Below are 16,617 nucleotides of genomic sequence, written 5' to 3' on the forward strand. Positions count from 1 at the left end.
TAGTTTACATAAATTTGGATATACTATAAAAAGGAAGTCTTACTATGCTGACATATACAGCCGATGATTTGGAAAAAATTTTCAGGGAAGAGAATATAAATCCCGATGAGCTGCAGAATATGGTAGTGGAAAAGCTCAAAAAAAATAACCTTAAACTTGCCACCGCAGAAAGCTGCACGGGCGGTTTGCTTTCGGGAAGAATTACCGCCGTGAGCGGTGCAAGCGAGGTTTTTGACTGCGGTGTTTGCTCGTATGCAAACAAAATTAAGCACAAGGTGCTAGGAGTGAGTGAAGAAACTCTTAACACACTCGGCGCAGTGTCGCCCGAAACCGCTTTGCAGATGGCGGAGGGTGTAAAAAAACTTGCAAATGCCGACATCGGCGCAAGCACCACGGGTATTGCAGGGCCGACAGGAGGAACAGATGAAAAACCTGTCGGACTTGTTTATGTGGGAATTTGTGCAAATTGCAGTAAATTTCCCGTAAAACTTTTGCTCGGTGAAACAAACGGAAGTAAAAATTCCCGAAATTATATAAGAAAACTTGCTTGTAATGCCGTTCTTTATACAATTTGGAAATTAACCTAAATGTTGTAAAAAAATCTTGTAAAAAAATTAATATTGTGGTAAAATAAAATCGTAACTGTGGATATGGGGGTTTTTTTGCCCTTAAATTATAATTCATTTAAGTAATTATAATTTAATCTTTTGATTTATCCCGAAAATATAACTTAATATCCGTCAGAATGGAGTTGATTTTAATGGAAAGAAGTGCAGGTATCCTATTGTCGGTTACTTCGCTTCCGTCCCCCTACGGAATTGGTACTATTGGTAAAGAGGCTCGTGAGTTCGCTGACTTCCTCAAAAAGGCAGGTCAGAAGGTATGGCAGATTCTTCCTGTCGGCCCTACAAGCTACGGCGACTCTCCTTATCAGTCCTTTTCAACTTATGCAGGTAACCCTTACCTGATTGACCTTGACACACTTTGTGAAGAGGGTCTTATTACTAAAGAGCAGCTCGATAGCTATGATTGGGGTTCTAACGATGCTGAAGTGGATTACGAGAAAATCTACAACAACAGATTCGATGCTCTTAGAATTGCTTACGATAATTTCAAAAAGAAAGACCAGAAGGCTTTCTCCTCATTTAAGAGAAAGAACAGCAAGTGGCTCAAAAATTACGCACTTTATATGGCTGTAAAGAAGAGCTTTGATATGGTTTCCTGGACAGAGTGGCCGGACGAAGAAATCCGTATGCACGAGGAAGCTGCTGTTAAGCGCTATGAGCGCAAGCTTAAAGACGATGTTGATTTCTGGAAATTCTTACAGTTTAAGTTTTATGAGCAGTGGGAGGCTTTCCGTGCTTATGTAAACGGTCTTGGAATTAAGATTTTGGGTGATATGCCTATCTATGTTGCCATGGACAGCGCAGACACATGGGCTAACCCCGAGTTGTTCCAACTTTATGATGACGGTGATCCTATTGCGGTTGCAGGTTGTCCGCCTGACTATTTCTCGGCAACAGGTCAGCTCTGGGGCAATCCTCTTTATGACTGGGATTACCTCGCAGAAACAGATTACGAGTGGTGGTTTGAGAGAATTAAAGCTGCGTCAAAGCTTTATGACGTCACAAGAATCGACCACTTCAGAGCTTTTGCAAGCTACTATTCAATTCCTTACCCTGCTGAAAACGCTATTAACGGTGAGTGGGTTGAAGGTCCACGCATTAAGTTCTTCAAGATGATGGAAGAGGCTATCGGCAAGATTGATATTGTTGCAGAGGATCTCGGAACTCTTACTCCCGATGTAACCGAGCTTATGGAGCAGACAGGTTATCCGGGAATGAAGGTACTTGAGTTTGCTTTTGACAGCGGTGAAGAGAACGATTATCTCCCGCATAAATATACTGAAAACTGCATTGTTTACACAGGTACTCACGATAATGACACCGTTATGGGCTGGGTAGAAACAGCTAAGCCAGAGGATGTAAGCTATGCTAGAAGTTACTGTCAGATGCCTGAGGACGAGCCTTTTAACTGGGGTCTTATCCGTACAGCATATCAGAGCAAGGCAAATCTGGCTATTGTTCCTGTTCAGGATATTCTCGGCCTTGGCAAAGAGGCAAGAATGAACATTCCGTCAACACTCGGCGGTAACTGGACTTGGAGAGTTGATAAAGCAGCTCTTACTGATGAGCTTGCAGATAAATTAAAAACAATGTCTGTAAATAGCGGACGACTGGAGGACTAAACAAATGAGCAATATTATGGAAAAGCTTGAGCTTACAGCACAGTCTATGTATTGTAAGAAGATAGAAGAGCTTACACCTTCCGAACTTCATCTTTCTCTCGGCAAGGCTGTTATGGGCGAAATTGCCGACAACTGGGAAGCAAGCAAAGCTAAACACAACAGCGAGCGCAGAGCTTACTACTTCTCTGCTGAATTTCTTATGGGCAGAATGATGTACAACAACCTTTACTGCCTCGGTATTCTTGATGATGTAAAGAAGATGCTCAAGAAAAAGGGCGTTGACATCAATGTATTTGAAGATATTGACGATGCAGCTCTCGGTAACGGCGGTCTTGGCCGTCTTGCAGCTTGCTATCTCGACAGTGCCGCTACTATGGAAGTACCGCTCGACGGTTACGGCATTCGTTATAAGTATGGTCTTTTCAAGCAGCTTATCAAGGACGGTTATCAGGTAGAAGTTGCTGACGATTGGCAGAGATTTGATGATCCGTGGTGCCTCCGTCGTGAGGACGAGGCTGTAACAGTATCATTTAAAGGTCAGACAGTTAAGGCTGTTCCTTACGATATGGCTGTTATCGGTTGCAAGACAACTAACATCAACACACTCAGACTTTGGCAGGCTGAAGCTATCAATGAGTTTGACTTCCAGGCATTTAACAATACAGAGTACAACAGAGCAGTTCAGGAGAAGAACGATGCTGAGAACATCACAAAGGTTCTTTATCCTAACGATAATAAGTATGAAGGTAAAGTTTTAAGACTTAAGCAGCAGTATTTCTTCTGCTCTGCTTCACTTCAGGATATTATGCGCAGATACAAAGCAAAGCACGGCAACGATTTCAGCTTCTTTGCTAAGGAAAACGCTATTCAGCTTAACGATACACACCCTGTATGTTCAATCCCTGAACTCGTAAGACTTCTTATGAACGAGGGTATGAACTTTGACGAGGCTTTCGAGATTGCAAGAAAGACTTGTGCTTACACAAACCACACAGTTCTCGGCGAGGCTCTCGAGAAGTGGCATGCTGACCTTATGATGCAGGTAATTCCTGAAATTTACCACATCATCTGCCTTATCGCAAATAAGCTACAGGAAGAGCTCACAGCTAAGGGCATTAGTGAGGATATGAAAGCTAAGATGCGTATTGTTGACGCTAACACAGTTCATATGGCAAGACTTGCAACTTATGCAGGCACATATGTAAACGGTGTTGCTAAGCTTCACACAGAGATCCTCAAGGACGATGTTCTTAAGGAGTGGTACCAGGTATATCCTGAAAGATTCCAGAACAAGACAAACGGTATTACACAGCGCCGTTGGTTAGGTCTTTGCAACCCTGAACTTGCTGCACTTATCACAGAGAAAGTTGGCAGCGACAACTGGCTTATTGACCTTTCACTTCTTTCAAAGCTCAATGACTGCATTGATGCTAAGACAATTACAAAGTTTAACACAATCAAGAAGAAGAAGAAAGTTCAGCTTGCAGAGTACATCAAGAAGATGGACGGCGTAGAGATTAACCCTGATTCTATCTATGATATTCAGGTAAAAAGACTTCACGAATATAAAAGACAGCTTCTCAATGCTTTCTCAATTATGACAATTTACTTCCGCATTAAAGAGGGCAAGCTTCCTAACTGGACACCAACAACATTTATCTTTGGTGCTAAGGCTGCTCCAGGTTATGCAAGAGCTAAGGCAATCATTAAGTACATCAACGAGATTGCTGACCTTGTAAACAACGATCCTGATACAAAGGATAAACTTAAGGTTGTATTCATTTCTAACTACAATGTATCTTACGCTGAAAAGATCGTAGTTGCTGCTGACCTTTCAGAGCAGACATCTACAGCAGGTCTTGAGGCTTCAGGTACAGGTAATATGAAGTTTATGCTCAACGGCGCATTAACACTCGGCACATATGACGGTGCAAACATCGAAATCGCAGAGTGCGCAGGCGAAGAGAACGAGTATATCTTCGGTGCAAGAGTAGAAGATATTGAAAGACTTAAGAAGGAAGGCTACGATCCTAAGAAGCTTTATGAGGCTAATCCTGAAATCAAGAAGGTTGTTGATACACTTATCGACGGCACATTTGATGATGACGGCGCTCAGGGCGAGGGCAGCTTTGCTGAACTCCACAATGCTCTTATCAATGGTACATCATGGCAGGAGGCAGACCACTACTTCCACATCTATGATCTCCCACTTTATGTTGAAACAAAGATCAGAGCTAACAAAGATTATGCTAACCGTAAAGAGTTTGGTAAGAAGTGTCTTATCAACATTGCTAATGCAGGTAAGTTCTCATCAGACAGAGCTATCGTAGAGTATGCTAAGGATATTTGGCACACATCTTACAGAAAAGTTTAATTGATTATATAAGTTAATAACTTTTCATTAATTTAAATCGTTAAAGTCCGACAATGACTAAGGTTGTTGTCGGACTTTTTGTGTTATGTAAAAATATGTGGGATAGTTAGAGTGGGGGAGAGGAGGTTTTAAAAGAAATTCCTTATTTGAGTATTGCAGCGATTTAATTAGTCGGGTTTTGAGCCAATAGTTTTTGCACAAATAATAAAAAATTTAGGTCAAGCCTTTTAAAGGTTGACCAAATTTATTAGTCCGAGTATAAAGTTTTGTGCGAGCTCAAACAAAATTACCCGACCGTTGATTTAATGTTTCACGTGAAACATTTTTACTGTTTAACAAACAAAAAATATAAGAAAAATTACAATTATTCTATAAATACCCTTTTAAATATGCATTATTAGTGGTATAATGTATATTAGATTTAGAAAACACGCATTATTTTACGGTAAAGGTGATATTTTGGCTAAAATTATTTCAATTTCAAACCAGAAAGGTGGTGTTGGCAAAACCACCACAGCGGTTAATCTTGCTGCTTGTTTGGGCGCTTTGGGCAAAAAAACTTTGCTCGTTGACGCCGACCCACAGGGTAACGCAACAAGCGGAGTTGCTATTGATAAGCGTAAGGTTACTGCCTCAACCTATGAAATTTTGGTTGACGGTGCTAAGGCAGAGAGTTGTATTGTTACAACTCCGTATGAAAATTTGCATATTCTGCCGTCAAGTCTTGACCTTGCCGCCGCTGAACTTGAAATTTCAGATAAAAAGGGCAGAGAGTCTATTTTAAAAAATGCTCTTTTGCCAATTAAGCAATACTATGATTACATAATCATTGACTGCCCACCGTCACTCGGACTTATTACAACTAATGCTCTTACGGCATCGGATACTTTTTTAGTGCCGATTCAGTGCGAATATTATGCACTTGAAGGTCTGACACAGCTTATGAGTACGGTAAGACGAATTAAAAGACAATACAACAACACTATTGACATTGAAGGCGTTTTGCTTACAATGTATGACGGCAGACTGAATCTTACACAGCAGGTTGTCGAGGAAGTTAAAAAATTCTTCCCTCGTAAGGTGTTTAAAACCGTAATTCCGAGAGGTGTAAGACTGTCGGAGGCCCCGAGCTTTGGTATGCCCGTAATTTATTATGACAAGAATTGCAAGGGAAGTATTACATACACGGAACTTGCAAAGGAAATAATAGCAAAGGAGAGAAGCTATGAGTAAAAAATTTGGCGGTCTTGGCAAGGGTCTTGATACTATTTTTGCCGAGAACGAAACCGAAGACAGCAACAGCTCCGTTATGCTGAAAATATCTGAAATCGAACCAAACCGCTCCCAGCCTCGTAAAGATTTTGACGAAAATTCATTATCCGACCTTGCACAGAGTATTTCACAACACGGACTTCTGCAGCCTTTGCTTGTTCGACCACTGCCAATCGGCGGCTATCAGATAGTAGCAGGCGAAAGAAGATACCGTGCTTGCAGAATGGCAGGACTTACCGAAGTGCCTGTTACAATTCGAGAACTTTCGGATACAGAAACTATGGAGCTTGCGCTCATCGAAAATCTACAGCGTGAGGACTTGTCGCCTATTGAAGAGGCACTCGGTTACAAAGCGCTTATTGACGAGCATGGCTTTTCGCAGGAAGAAGTTGCAACATCTGTCGGTAAATCAAGACCTGCAATTGCAAATTCGCTAAGAATTTTAAAACTTCCGGACAGCGTGCTTGAGTATGTAAAGCAAGACAAAATTTCCGCAGGCCACGCAAGAGCATTGCTTATGCTTGACAACGAAGAAGATATGCTTGAACTTGCAGAACTTATCTATAAAAAAGATTTATCGGTTCGTCAGGCGGAAAAACTTGCAAAGAAAAAGCCGGAAGTTGAGGAAGATACTCAACCGGAGAGAAAACCGTCTTTTTACAGTATGGTTGAGCTTGCACTGAACGAAAGTCTTGGCAGAAAAATCAAGGTAAATAAAAACAAAGGTAAGCAAGGCGGCGTACTTCAAATTGAGTTCTATTCAGATGAAGAGCTGACCGAGCTTTCAAATAAATTAAAATAGATATTTCTATTTGCCGTATGGCATATTAAAATATAATGAGAGGAAATGCAAAATGATTGATATTAAATTTTTAAGAGAAAATCCTGAGGCTGTAAAGCAGAACATAAGAAATAAATTTCAGGACAGCAAACTTGAACTTGTTGACAAGGTAATCGAGCTTGACGCTGAAAGCAGAGCAGTAAAGGCGCAGGCTGACGAGTTGCGTGCTAACAGAAACAAAATTTCAAAGCAGATCGGCGCTCTTATGGCTCAAGGTAAAAAAGAAGAGGGTATGGCTCTTAAAGAAGAGGTTACCCGTCAGGCTGAACAGCTTGCCGAGCTTGAAAAGAAAGAAGAAGACCTTTCGGCAAAAGTAACCGAGATTATGATGGTTATTCCACAGATGATTGACCCATCTGTTCCGATTGGTAAAGATGACAGCCAGAATGTAGAAATTGAGCGTTTTGGCGAGCCTGTTGTACCTGATTTCGAGATTCCGTACCACACAGACATTATGGAAAAACTCAATGGTATTGACCTTGACTCTGCAAGAAAGGTAGCAGGTAACGGTTTCTATTATCTTATGGGCGACATCGCAAGACTTCACAGTGCCGTTATCGCTTACGCAAGAGATTTTATGATTGACAGAGGTTTCACATACTGCGTACCTCCTTTTATGATTAGAAGTAATGTTGTTACAGGCGTTATGAGCTTTGCTGAAATGGACGCTATGATGTACAAGATTGAGGGCGAAGACCTTTATCTTATCGGCACAAGCGAACACTCGATGATCGGTAAGTTCATTGACACAATTAATAAAGAGGAAGACCTCCCTTATACACTCACAAGTTATTCGCCATGTTTCCGTAAGGAAAAGGGCGCTCACGGTATTGAGGAGCGTGGTGTTTACAGAATCCACCAGTTTGAAAAGCAGGAAATGATTGTTGTTTGTAAGCCTGATGAAAGCAAAATGTGGTTTGATAAGCTCTGGCAGAACACAGTTGACCTTTTCCGTTCAATGTATATTCCTGTTCGTACACTTGAGTGTTGTTCCGGCGACCTTGCAGACTTAAAGGTTCGTTCACTTGATGTTGAGGCATGGTCACCTCGTCAGAAGAAGTATTTTGAAGTGGGTTCTTGTTCAAACCTTGGTGACGCACAGGCTCGCCGTCTTAAGATCAGAGTTACAGGTGAAAACGGCAAATACTTTGCTCACACACTTAATAATACTGTTGTTGCACCTCCGAGAATGTTGATTGCATTCCTTGAGAACAACCTTAATGAGGACGGCTCAATTAATATTCCTGTTGCACTTAGACCATATATGGGCGGCAAAGAAAAAATTGAAGTTCCTACAAAATAATTAATTTCAAAAGGGAGGTCGTTTGACTTCCCTTTTGTGGTTTAATTCTAAATGATTGGTAGCATTAAATAAATTATGGTTTAACGCACGGTTAAGATTAAATAATTAAAAATTTAGGTCAAGCCTTTTTAAAGGCTTGCGGGTTTGGGCAGAGCCCATAATATCTTCCGATATAACAATTTATTCGGCGCAAACAGCCTCGCTGTTTGCGTGCTAAAACTAAGTTTGAAAAAACAGGCGACAGCCATTAAAAAGACCTATTTTTTATTAATGGAATAACTAATTTGTTTTCTTATTGCTATCGCTTTTAAAAGCTAACGCTGTTGTGTTCAAGCCGCCAAACAGCAAGCTGTTTGGCTATCGTTAGATTGCATAAAAGGAAAGTATTTGTGGGCTTTGCCCACACCCACGACCTTTGAAAAGGTCGACCAAACTTTTATAATTACTTGGTGAACCGGCCCGTTAATTATAATTTACTCCATCTATTGAAATTTTTTTATTGAGGTGTTATGAACAGAAACGAATTTATAAACTATGTTCAAACTGCATACGGTGTGAAAGGCGATAACCCGTGGCAAAAAGATCCCGAGTCAACTGTTTTTCGTCATATTGGTAACAGAAAATGGTTTGCGCTTGTGATGAGGGTGAAAAAGCATTGTATTGGAGTTGACAGTGACGAGTACATTGATATTGTAAATTTTAAGTGCGATAAAGTAATGGTTGGCTCTGCACTTGGTAATAATGGCTTTTATCCTGCGTATCATATGAATAAGGAAAATTGGATAACGGCGGCACTTGACGGTTCGGCAAGTGAAGAGAATATAAAGTTTTTTCTCGACATTAGCTTTGAACTTACCGCTCCAAAAATTAAACAATATCAGAAAAACTGCAACCCGTAGTGAGTTGCAGTTTTGTCTTTGATTAGCTTATAAAGTGTGATAAGTTGGTTATCACTTGGGTGTTAAGTAAGATAATTAAAAATTTAGGTCAAGCCTTTTTATAGGTTGACAAACTTTTATAATTGGACAGCAGACTTTCCTTTAGAACATAATTTTTAGGAAATCACAATACTGAAAACCTGTTTATCAAATGTTTCACGTGAAACATTGTTTAACAGTTACTCAAAATGTAATCAATCAGTACGGCTACACCGTCGTTATCGGAGTCGGGTACAACATAATCGGCACATTCAATGCACTTGCGTGACGCATCATCGACAGCCGCTCCAAATCCCGATTCGGCAATCATATCCGCATCATTATCGGCATTGCCGCAGGCACAGGTGTTTTGCATATCAATGTTGAGCATTTCGGCAAGGTGAGATAGGGCAGACGCCTTGGTTGCCGACTTATCCATTAATTCAATAAAGTGTTCGGAGGAAGTGGTAATAAAAATATTATCAACAGCATTTTCAAGCATAGTCCAAATTCTTTTTCTTGTCTGCGGGTCGGTAGAAATATATTCAATGCTGTCAAGCTCATTCTTGTGTTCAAATATAAACTTTCTCATATCTTCAATATGACCGTGCGATGCCTTTACATAATCTATGTATGCCTCGGTACAGCCGTATGCAAGAGGATTGTCGCTGTAACGCTTGTCGGTGTAAGTCAATCCGTCAACAAAAGCCTCCGAAATAATATCCTCGTCTTTCATAACATCAAGAATTTTCAGCACATCGCTTTCCCTGAGCGTTGCGGAATGAATTTTTTTGCGGCTTTTATCATAGATAGCTGCGCCGTTTGATGTAATCAAATAGTCAATACCCTCAATATCCAAGATGCTTTTTGGCATAGTGCCGAGGGGTCTGCCTGTTGCAATCGCAATGATTATGCCGTTCTCAATTGCTTTTTCAAGCGCAGATTTAACGGCAGGTGCAAGAGTGTTTTTGCTTGTGAGGGTTGTGCCGTCAAGGTCAAGTGCAAGTAATTTAATTTTGTTCATAGTCACCTCATATATTCTTAGGGCAAAAGCCGTCCATACAACAGCTTTCACATTTAGCGTTTCGTGCCGTGCAGACAGCTCTACCGTGGAGTACAAGTCTGTGGCAAAAGTCATTGCTTTCTTTTGGGGGAAGCAGATCACGCAGAGCGAACTCTATTTTTTTCTGGTCTTTTAAATTGTGCAAACCAAGCCGCTTGGTAATTCGTATACAATGCGTGTCAACTACAACCGCAGGCTTGCCGAAAATATCGCCGCATACAAGGTTAGCGGTTTTTCTGCCGATACCCGGTAATTTTATTAAATCGTCAATATTGTCAGGAACAATGCCGTCAAAATCCTCGCAAAGCATTTTTGCCATTGCTACAATGTCTTTTGACTTTGTTTTATAAAGTCCGCACGATTTAATGTACTCGGCAACTTCTTCGGGAGTAGAATCTGCAAAGTCCTGTGCGGTTTTAAATCTCTCAAAAAGTGCGGGAGTAACTATATTTACCCTTGCATCTGTGCATTGCGCAGCCAGACGGGTGGCTATAAGAAGTTGCAAGGGGTCTGTATATACAAGGCTGCAAATTGCATCGGGGTACTCTGCTTTGAGCGCATCGACAGCCATAAGGGCAATTTGTTTTTTATCCATAATATCACCTCTTTAATAGTGTAACACAAAATAATTACTATTGCAATCAGCAGTAAAAACTGTTAAAATATAGATAGAAAGGGTGATTTTTTAATGTATAAAAACTGTGTTTTTGATTTATACGGAACATTAATTGACATAAACACAGATGAGTGGAGTATTGAACTTTGGGAGAAAATGGCAGTTTACTACGGATACAAGGGTGCAATCTATACTGCCGAAGAGTTAAACGAGGAGTACGGTAAACTTGTTGAGGCAGAGAAAAAGGCTGTACACAGACGACACAAGGACTACAGCGTTATCGACATTAAGATAGATAAGGTTTTTAAAAAGCTTTACAACCAAAAGGGCGTTAAGGTGACTAAGGCTGTTGTTGAGCAGACCTGCGCAGTGTTCAGATGCTTTTCCACAAAGTATATTAAACTTTATGACGGCGTAACAGAATTACTTGACGCATTAAAGGCAAACGGCAAGAAGATTTATTTGCTTTCAAATGCACAGAGAAGTTTTACCGCAAATGAAATGGATATGCTCGGACTTACAAAATACTTTGACGGTATTTGCATCAGCTCCGATGAGGAGTGTTCAAAGCCTGACAGTCATTATTTTGAAATTTTGTTTGACAGATACGGACTTGAAAAAAACGAGTCTATTATGATTGGCAACGATTATATTTCGGATATAAAGGGTGCTCACGATTTCGGCATTGATTCATTGTATATTCACCAGAGCATTTCTCCTGAAATTGAGGGTGAGCTGCTTAGCAATTATAATATAATGGACGGAGATGTTCATAAAATGAAAGAGCTTTTGCTTAAGGGAGAATAATTATGATAGGAATAATTTGCGCAATGCAGATTGAGGCAGACGGCATAATTGCGCTTATGGAAAACAAAAAGCAAAGGGAAATTGCCAAAATGACATTTACAAGCGGAACGCTTAACGGCAAAGAGCTTGTTGTTGTGGTTTGCGGTGTGGGCAAGGTAAATGCCGCTATGTGCAGTTTTGCAATGATTCAGAATTATAAGCCCGATTGCATTATAAACAGCGGCGTAGCAGGTTCGGTTTCCGAAAAAGTCAGTGTCGGCGACATTGTAGTGGCTGTAAATGTGGTCGAACACGATATGAATACAACAGCGCTCGGCGATTTGCAGGGTGAGGTTTCTTTCCCCGAGAGCAAGGTAATGTATTTTAATTGCGACGAAAAGATTGCCGACAAACTTTTTGCTTCTGCAAATAAACTTGAGAATACAAGAGCCGAAAAAGGAACGATTGCAAGCGGAGATATATTTATTTCGGAGCGTAGGAAAAGAATAAAGATAGGGGAAACCTTTAACGCCCTTGCGTGTGAAATGGAAGGTGCGGCGATTGCCCATATATGCTCAAGAACGGAAGTACCGTGCGGAATATTAAGAGCGATTTCCGATGACCTGAACGAAAACAAGGGAATGGACTTTGTAAAGTTCTGCGAAATGGCAAGTAAGAAAACGGTTGCCGTTATAAATGATTTTGTAAATAATATTTAATGAAAAATCCGAACACTTGTTAAAACGGTGTTCGGATTTTTGCGTAAAAGGGAAGAGGAAAAGTTTTTAACATCGAGTTAATAAAATGTTAAAAGAAATTTGAAACCATAATTTACACCGACTTTCAATAAAAAACATCTTATTAATTCACACAAAAAATCCGACTTAAGTTAAAACCTAAGTCGGACAGATAATTAAAACAATATTAAATTATTTAATGATCATTCTTACGCAACCGTAAATACCTGCGTCATTGCCGAGGTCTGCAAGTTTAAAGAATGTATTTTTGCAAGCGTGGAACGCATATTCCTGATAATACTTCTGTACCTGCTCAATAAGGAAGTCGCCTGCCTTTGACATACCGCCGCCAATTACAAACACCTGTGGGTTTACTACGCAGGCAACAAGTGAAAGTCCCTTTGCAAGAATCTTTGCGGTTTCGTCAACCATCTTAATAGCAACCTCGTCACCGAGTTTTGCTGCGTCAAAGATTGCCTTTGCGGTAAGTTCCGGTGTGTTTCTGAGTACGGTTTCGTCATCGTGCTCTTCAAGATATTTCTTTGTTACTCTCGCAATACCTGTTGCAGACGCATACTGTTCAAGACAGCCGTGATTGCCGCAGCCGCAGGTTTCGGTTTCTCTTTCCTTTACACGAAGATGGCCGATTTCGCCTGCCGCACCGTCACTGCCGGGAATAATCTTTTCGTTAATGATTACACCGCCGCCAACGCCTGTGCCGAGTGTTACCATTACAAGGTTTTTGTAGCCCTTGCCGCCGCCTTGCCACATCTCGCCGAGTGCCGCTACATTTGCGTCGTTGCCGACTTTAACCTTAAAGCCTGTCTTTCTTTCAAGCTCGATTGCTACATTAAATACGCTCCAGCCAAGGTTTACGCACTTATATACTGTGCCGTCATCGCCTACAGGGCCGGGAACGCCAACGCCGATACCTTCAATCTCTTTTTCGCTGATGTTCTTTTCGGCAAGTTTTGCCGCAATAGCCTCTGCAATATCGTTAAGAATATATGTGCCGTTTTCCTGTGTTCTTGTAGGAATTTCCCACTTTTCGATAAGGTTGCCCGAAGTTTCAAACAAACCGATTTTAATTGTTGTGCCACCTATATCAACACCAAATGCATATTTTTTCATTATGTTATGCTCCTTTCAAGTCGTGAAATATTAAATTAGTAACATATACTATAATTTTAGTATTTTAACGGCTTTTTGTCAATATAAATTAACAGTTTTGATGAAACTTTTGCGAAAAACCGCATATACATTTGTGTAAATTTTGTTGTAATTTAAGGGGCAGTTGTGATATAATTTAAATACAGGTGTCTGCTGCCGTATGCGGTGCGGCAGATATTTCAAAATTAATACAGTATAATGAATATTGAAAGAATATTGAAAACGGGTGAGGTATAATATGGAAAAAAAGCTTACCGTAATTAAGGTGGGTACATCAACCCTTACATACGAAAACGGAAAAATCAACTATCGCCGTATCGAATCTCTCTGCAAAGTTATTGCTGATTTGCAAAACAGCGGTGAGCAGATAATTCTTGTGTCCTCCGGTGCTATCGGCGTCGGAATGGGCAAGGCAGGGCTTTCAGTTCGTCCCACAGAAACCAAGAAAAAACAGGCTCTTGCGGCTATCGGTCAGTGCGAGCTTATGTTTATGTATGACAAACTTTTCGGTGAATACAACCACTCGGTTGCGCAGATACTTTTAACACGCTATGCCGTAGAAACCGAGCAGAAAAGGCAGAATGTAATCAATACTCTTGATGAACTGCTTGATATGAATATTATCCCTGTAATCAACGAAAACGATACGGTTGCCATTGATGAGCTTGAGGGCAACAACTTTGGCGATAACGATATGCTTTCCGCCATTGTTGCGGGTCTTGTCGGTGCGGATAAACTTGTTATTCTTACAGACATAGACGGTCTGTACGACGATAATCCACGCTCCAATCCAAACGCTAACAAAATTGATGTTGTGGGCAGAATTTCTCCCGAAATTTTTGAAATGGCGGCAGGCACAGGCTCAAACAGAGGTACGGGCGGAATGATTACAAAACTGCACGCAGCGGATTATGCAACTCAGCGTGGGGTAGAGTGCCACATTGTAAACGGTGCAAATCCGAATGTACTTTACTATGTATTTGACGGAATGAATGTGGGAACAAAGTTCCTTGCCAGAAAGGAGAATTGATATGACACAGCTTGAAATTATGGGTGCAAACGCAAAGAATGCCTCGGTGTTTTTGCGTACGGCGGGCAGTAAAAAAGACGATGCGCTTTTGGCTATTGCAAAGGCTCTGCGTGAGCACAGCGATGAAATTATAAAGGCGAACGAAATTGACATAGAAAACGGAAAAAACGCCGGTCTTACAGAGTCTTTACTCGATAGATTAAGACTTACTCCCGAGCGTATAAACGGTATGGCGGAGGGCGTTGAACAGGTAGCCGCTCTTGCCGACCCAATCGGTAATGTTCTTGAGGGCAGAACTCTCAAAAACGGACTTAATATTGAGAAAGTAAGAGTACCGATGGGCGTTATCGGCATCATATTTGAGGCTCGTCCGAATGTTACTTCGGATGCGGCGGCACTTTGCCTTAAGGCAGGCAGTGCGGTAATTCTGCGTGGCGGTAAAGAGGCTATCAATTCAAACCTTGCCGTTTCGGAGATTATGAGAAACGCTGTTGAAAGCGTTGGTTTTCCAAAGGATTGTATCGCACTTGTTAAGGATACATCAAGACAGAGCGCAACAGAGCTTATGCAGTTATCCGATTATCTTGATGTGCTTATTCCCCGTGGCGGCGCAGGACTTATTCGTTCCGTTGTCGAAAACGCAAAAGTACCTGTAATCGAAACAGGTGTAGGCAACTGCCACATTTTTGTTGACGAAAGTGCAGATGTTGATATGGCGGCAAGCATTATTTTTAATGCCAAAACCTCTCGTCCGTCTGTATGCAATGCGATAGAAACTATACTTGTTCACAAGAACATTGCCGAAAAGGCTTTGCCTGAAATTAAAAAATTACTCGACACAAAGAATGTAGAGCTTAGAGGCTGTGAAACCACAAGAAAAATCCTCGGCGACAGCGTTATACCTGCAACCGAGGAGGATTATGCAAAGGAATTTCTCGACTATATTCTTGCCGTTAAGGTTGTGGACAGTCTTGATGACGCTATAGACCATATTGCAAAGTACAGCACGGGTCACAGCGAAAGCATAATTACAAATGACTACAACAACGCAAATAAATTTACCGCCTGCGTTGATTCGGCAGCAGTGTATGTAAATGCATCAACCCGCTTTACGGACGGCGGAGAGTTCGGCTTGGGTGCGGAAATCGGAATTTCCACACAGAAACTCCATGCAAGAGGTCCTATGGGCCTTAATGAGCTGACAAGCTGTAAATTTATTATAAGAGGCAACGGTCAGATCAGATAATTACATAAGCAAATACATCAATGCAAGCAAAAGCGACGGGTCGGCTTTTTCGCCTGAAAGCAAAAGCAGCAGGAGCAGAATCAGACTTTGCTCTTTGTCGGCGAGCAGAAAATCCACAAGACTTTTCTGCTGACCCTGCGCTTTGTTTTCTTGTTTATTATCTGTTTTTTGCGGAGTATCTTCGGGCTTTTTTTCAGGCGGTTTAGGCTTTTTCTCACGCTCCGTCTGATGCGGTGGGCGAGAGTGCATTTGTTGCGCACGGCGCAGAGCCTCTTCTTCAAACGATGCCAAATTATCACCTCCAAAGGTTGGGTGTTAATATTACTTTGGGGATTTGTTAAATGCGGTTCTTTATTAAAAGTTTGGGGTAATTACGGTTTAGCACACTGCTTAGGCTAAATAATTAAAAAATTAGGTCAAGCTTTTTTATAAAAAGAAACCATAGATTGCGTAAGCGGAAAGTATCTGTGGGCTTTGCCCACACCCACGACCTTTGAAAAGGTCTACCAAACTTTTATAATTGCTTTATACAGCAATTTGCTAAATCGTAATTTTTAAATGTTACCGCAACATTTAGAACAGAACCTAATGTTCGGGTAAGAGATACTATTGAACAGATTAAGTTAAATAATAAAAAGTTTTGAGTTTTTTCAAAATATATTTATATCTTTGAGCAGAGGGAGAATTTTGAACAGCTTAAGCATTTTTTCGGCTTTATCAAGTTTTTCCTGCTTTTCACAAGATAAAAACGGGCGCAGAGCATTTAAAAGCCTTGTTGTATCGTCCTCACAGCCGATTGATTTAACGGCGGGCAGAATTTTAATAAGACTTTTTGCAATGTCGTCGTTCATAAAATCCGTGGGCAGGGAAAGCTCATTTTTCTTTTCGGGAGGCTGTGGTTTTTCGGGTGCGTTTCCTGCAAGACCGAGCTGCTCACCGAGGCTTTGCACCTGTCGCAAAGCCTCGGGATTGCTGAGTATTTCGTTTATTTTATCCTGAATATCTGCCATGGCG

Annotated in this window: 16 protein-coding genes; 11 read left to right on the forward strand and 5 right to left on the reverse strand. The window is 41.1% G+C overall.

Annotated features, from left to right (window positions below; genetic code table 11):
• Positions 1 to 44 precede the first annotated feature (44 nt).
• From H8R91_RS11660 to H8R91_RS11690, 7 genes are all read left to right on the forward strand, one after another.
• Complete coding sequence (locus tag H8R91_RS11660) at positions 45 to 587, forward strand: CinA family protein (RefSeq protein WP_186936371.1); 543 nt, start codon at positions 45 to 47, stop codon at positions 585 to 587.
• Positions 588 to 760: 173 nt separating this feature from the next.
• A complete protein-coding gene (gene malQ / locus H8R91_RS11665) occupies positions 761 to 2,248 on the forward strand; it encodes a 4-alpha-glucanotransferase (RefSeq protein WP_186936372.1) in 1,488 nt (495 codons plus the stop codon).
• Positions 2,249 to 2,252: 4 nt separating this feature from the next.
• Positions 2,253 to 4,622 (forward strand): glycogen/starch/alpha-glucan phosphorylase, encoded by a 2,370-nt coding sequence (locus H8R91_RS11670; RefSeq protein WP_186936373.1) that lies wholly within the window; start codon positions 2,253 to 2,255, stop codon positions 4,620 to 4,622.
• A 459-nt stretch (positions 4,623 to 5,081) separates the two neighbouring features.
• Positions 5,082 to 5,855, forward strand: coding sequence for a ParA family protein (locus H8R91_RS11675; protein WP_117706661.1), 774 nt, complete (start codon positions 5,082 to 5,084; stop codon positions 5,853 to 5,855).
• Positions 5,848 to 6,696 (forward strand): ParB/RepB/Spo0J family partition protein, encoded by an 849-nt coding sequence (locus H8R91_RS11680; RefSeq protein WP_186936374.1) that lies wholly within the window; start codon positions 5,848 to 5,850, stop codon positions 6,694 to 6,696. The genes H8R91_RS11675 and H8R91_RS11680 overlap by 8 nt, the downstream gene beginning before the upstream one ends.
• 52 nt (positions 6,697 to 6,748) lie before the next feature.
• Positions 6,749 to 8,038, forward strand: a complete 1,290-nt coding sequence (gene serS, locus H8R91_RS11685) for a serine--tRNA ligase (RefSeq protein WP_186936375.1) — start codon at positions 6,749 to 6,751, stop codon at positions 8,036 to 8,038.
• Between the two features lie 509 nt (positions 8,039 to 8,547).
• Complete coding sequence (locus tag H8R91_RS11690) at positions 8,548 to 8,937, forward strand: MmcQ/YjbR family DNA-binding protein (RefSeq protein WP_186936376.1); 390 nt, start codon at positions 8,548 to 8,550, stop codon at positions 8,935 to 8,937.
• Positions 8,938 to 9,148: 211 nt separating this feature from the next.
• On the opposite strand, the gene H8R91_RS11695 is transcribed toward H8R91_RS11690, so the two are convergent.
• Positions 9,149 to 9,979 (reverse strand): Cof-type HAD-IIB family hydrolase, encoded by an 831-nt coding sequence (locus H8R91_RS11695; RefSeq protein WP_186936377.1) that lies wholly within the window; start codon positions 9,977 to 9,979, stop codon positions 9,149 to 9,151.
• 7 nt (positions 9,980 to 9,986) lie between these two features.
• A complete protein-coding gene (gene nth, locus H8R91_RS11700) occupies positions 9,987 to 10,613 on the reverse strand; it encodes an endonuclease III (protein WP_022234777.1) in 627 nt (208 codons plus the stop codon).
• A gap of 93 nt (positions 10,614 to 10,706) precedes the next feature.
• Between nth and H8R91_RS11705 the strand changes: the two genes are divergently transcribed.
• Positions 10,707 to 11,441: an HAD family hydrolase gene (locus tag H8R91_RS11705; RefSeq protein WP_186936378.1), complete on the forward strand. Its 735-nt coding sequence runs from the start codon at positions 10,707 to 10,709 to the stop codon at positions 11,439 to 11,441.
• Between the two features lie 2 nt (positions 11,442 to 11,443).
• Positions 11,444 to 12,139 carry a 5'-methylthioadenosine/adenosylhomocysteine nucleosidase gene (locus H8R91_RS11710; RefSeq protein ID WP_022234779.1) on the forward strand — a complete coding sequence of 232 codons (696 nt, stop codon included), beginning with the start codon at positions 11,444 to 11,446 and terminating at the stop codon, positions 12,137 to 12,139.
• A 210-nt stretch (positions 12,140 to 12,349) separates the two neighbouring features.
• On the opposite strand, the gene H8R91_RS11715 is transcribed toward H8R91_RS11710, so the two are convergent.
• Positions 12,350 to 13,288: an ROK family glucokinase gene (locus H8R91_RS11715; protein ID WP_022234780.1), complete on the reverse strand. Its 939-nt coding sequence runs from the start codon at positions 13,286 to 13,288 to the stop codon at positions 12,350 to 12,352.
• Positions 13,289 to 13,565: 277 nt separating this feature from the next.
• Between H8R91_RS11715 and proB the strand changes: the two genes are divergently transcribed.
• Together proB and H8R91_RS11725 are read left to right on the forward strand one after the other, a co-directional pair.
• The gene (gene proB, locus H8R91_RS11720; protein WP_186936379.1) at positions 13,566 to 14,357 is read left to right on the forward strand and encodes a glutamate 5-kinase; all 792 of its coding nucleotides are present in this window, start codon (positions 13,566 to 13,568) and stop codon (positions 14,355 to 14,357) included.
• Position 14,358: 1 nt separating this feature from the next.
• Positions 14,359 to 15,603 carry a glutamate-5-semialdehyde dehydrogenase gene (locus tag H8R91_RS11725; RefSeq protein WP_186936380.1) on the forward strand — a complete coding sequence of 415 codons (1,245 nt, stop codon included), beginning with the start codon at positions 14,359 to 14,361 and terminating at the stop codon, positions 15,601 to 15,603.
• Here H8R91_RS11725 and H8R91_RS11730 read toward each other — a convergent pair whose 3' ends face one another.
• Together H8R91_RS11730 and H8R91_RS11735 are read right to left on the reverse strand one after the other, a co-directional pair.
• Complete coding sequence (locus H8R91_RS11730) at positions 15,604 to 15,894, reverse strand: hypothetical protein (protein WP_022234783.1); 291 nt, start codon at positions 15,892 to 15,894, stop codon at positions 15,604 to 15,606.
• A gap of 359 nt (positions 15,895 to 16,253) precedes the next feature.
• Positions 16,254 to 16,613, reverse strand: a complete 360-nt coding sequence (locus tag H8R91_RS11735) for a hypothetical protein (protein ID WP_022234784.1) — start codon at positions 16,611 to 16,613, stop codon at positions 16,254 to 16,256.
• Between the last annotated feature and the right edge of the window lie 4 nt (positions 16,614 to 16,617).

The sequence above is a fragment of the Ruminococcus intestinalis genome, from assembly GCF_014288065.1.
GTDB classification, from domain to species: domain Bacteria; phylum Bacillota; class Clostridia; order Oscillospirales; family Acutalibacteraceae; genus Ruminococcoides; species Ruminococcoides intestinale_A.